This is a genomic window from Mesorhizobium sp. M7A.F.Ca.US.014.04.1.1 (genome assembly GCF_003998745.1).
GTDB lineage: Bacteria > Pseudomonadota > Alphaproteobacteria > Rhizobiales > Rhizobiaceae > Mesorhizobium > Mesorhizobium ciceri.
In genome coordinates this window covers 1-1,954 of sequence record NZ_RZRW01000817.1, presented here as the reverse complement: position 1 = coordinate 1,954, position 1,954 = coordinate 1, and the positions used below count along the sequence as shown (strand labels likewise).

General features: G+C 61.1%; 2 protein-coding genes. Both read right to left on the bottom strand.

Annotation, left to right across the window (positions count from 1 at the left end):
• Nucleotides 1-705: ABC transporter permease (locus tag EOA22_RS31855; protein WP_164756121.1), on the bottom strand; the 705-nt coding region annotated here is incomplete at its 3' end.
• Nucleotides 702-1,954, bottom strand: a 1,253-nt coding sequence (locus tag EOA22_RS31850) for a sugar ABC transporter ATP-binding protein (RefSeq protein ID WP_206521386.1), incomplete at its 5' end; no start/stop codon positions are given. The genes EOA22_RS31850 and EOA22_RS31855, both read right to left, overlap by 4 nt.

Below are 1,954 nucleotides of genomic sequence, written 5' to 3'. Positions count from 1 at the left end.
ACCGATAACGAAGCTTAGAATTCGGACGCGTTTGACATTGATGCCTGACAGATGCGCAGCTGTTTCATCAGCCCCCACGACATAAAGGCCTGTGCCGAACGCCGTGCGTCGGCAAATCATCCAGAGAGCGACAACGCCCGCGACGAAGAGCCCCGAGATCGGGATCACGCCGAAAAGCACGTCGGTCAGATCATAGGAGATGAAATCCGCGACCGTACCTCCCGGCGCGTCGAGGATCACCAATGAAAGGCCCTGGCAGATGATCATCGTCGCCAGCGTGGCGGCGATCGACTGGAGACGCAGCACGGCGACCAGGAAACCGTTTACCAGGCCGACCACGCCTCCGATCGCCAGGCAGATGGCAAGGCTTTCGACTGCCCCCAACGGGCCGTCCAGCGGATAAGCCGCCATGATGACATTGGTTAGCGAGATGACGCCGGCGACGGAAAGGTCGAAGCCTCTGGACAGCACGATCAACGTCTGACCCGCCGCCGCGATCGCAAGGGGAACGGCATTGTTCGTCAGGTTGAGCACTGTGTCGGCGGTCAGCGCGGTAGGATCCCATATGGAATACAGGCCATACAGGATGATGTAGAGAACGATGATGATGCCGGTGCCGCTGGCCAGTAAGGCTTTTGCCCTTGCCGGCATTGACGGGGCGAGGCGGTGAGAGGTGGCTGCCGCCTTGGTTGCAAGAATGCTCATGCCGCGGCCTCGCGCTTTGATTTTGCGGGGTCTCGGGAATGACCGGTAAGGGCTGCGACCAGCGCACGCTCTTCGATGGCTTCGCCCGTGAACTGCTCGAAAATTCGTGCGCCGTAGAGCACCAGACAGCGGTCGGCCAGACGCGTCAGTTCTGTAAGTTCCGATGAATAGAGAAGCACCGATCCACCCCTGTCGGCAAAGGCCTGAATGGCCGCGTAGATAGCCTGCTTGGTGCCGACATCGACGCCTCGGGTCGGATCGTAGAGAAGCAATGTACGCGCGCCCGTAAACATCGCACGCGCAAGCAATGCCTTCTGCTGATTGCCTCCGGAGAGGTCGGCGATACGAAAATCGAGATAGCGAGGATTGAGTTCGACCCCTTCGGATGCCCGTGCGGCACTGTGCCGTTCCAGCGCGGGCCAGACAAAACCGGTCCGGCTGATGTTCTGGATGACGGGCAGCACGATGTTTGCTGCCGTCGACAGTGTCGAGAATATCCCTTCCACCTTGCGTTCTTCGGGAAGGAAGCTCAGTCCGGCCGCGATGGCATGACGTGGGCTTTTAGGTTGTACGGGCTTTCCCCCGACCAGGATTTGTCCCGACGTCGCTTTATCCAGGCCGACAAGGGTGCGGAAAAGTTCGCGCTGGCCTTGGCCTTCCAAAGCGGCGATGCCGACGATCTCGCCCTCTTTCACGTCGAGTGTGACGCCCTTGAGCTTTGCGCCGGTGACATTGTTCAGTTCGAGCGCGGAACGCGTCTCGCGAGCGAACGAGTGGGTGCGGCGCCCGTGCGCCATCTCCGTGCGGCCGACCATCAGCTCGAAAATATCGGCATCGCTGGCGTCCGATAGTCCGACGCTTGCCACGGAACGGCCGTTTCGCAGCACCGTTGCCTGCTTGCACAAGGTGCGCACCTCGGCCAGGCGGTGTGAAATATAGAGGACGGCGGTCCCGGCCGCAGTCGTGCTGCGAACCAGATCGAACAGCCATTCGACATCGGTCAATGCTGCCGTAGGCTCGTCAAGGATAAGATCCTTTTCGGCATAGTGCATGGCTCGGGCGATCTCGAGCCGCTGCCTGTGGGCGAGCGACAGGCTGGCGATGCCGGCGATCGGCGAGACGTCATCCAAACGATAGCGATGCAGGATTTCAGCTGCGGCTCGCGCTGTCTGGTAGGGAGAGACCAGGCCGAACGCCCCGCGCTTCATGGCGGGCAGCAGCAGCGCTTCGGCAACGGTCAAGTTGGGCG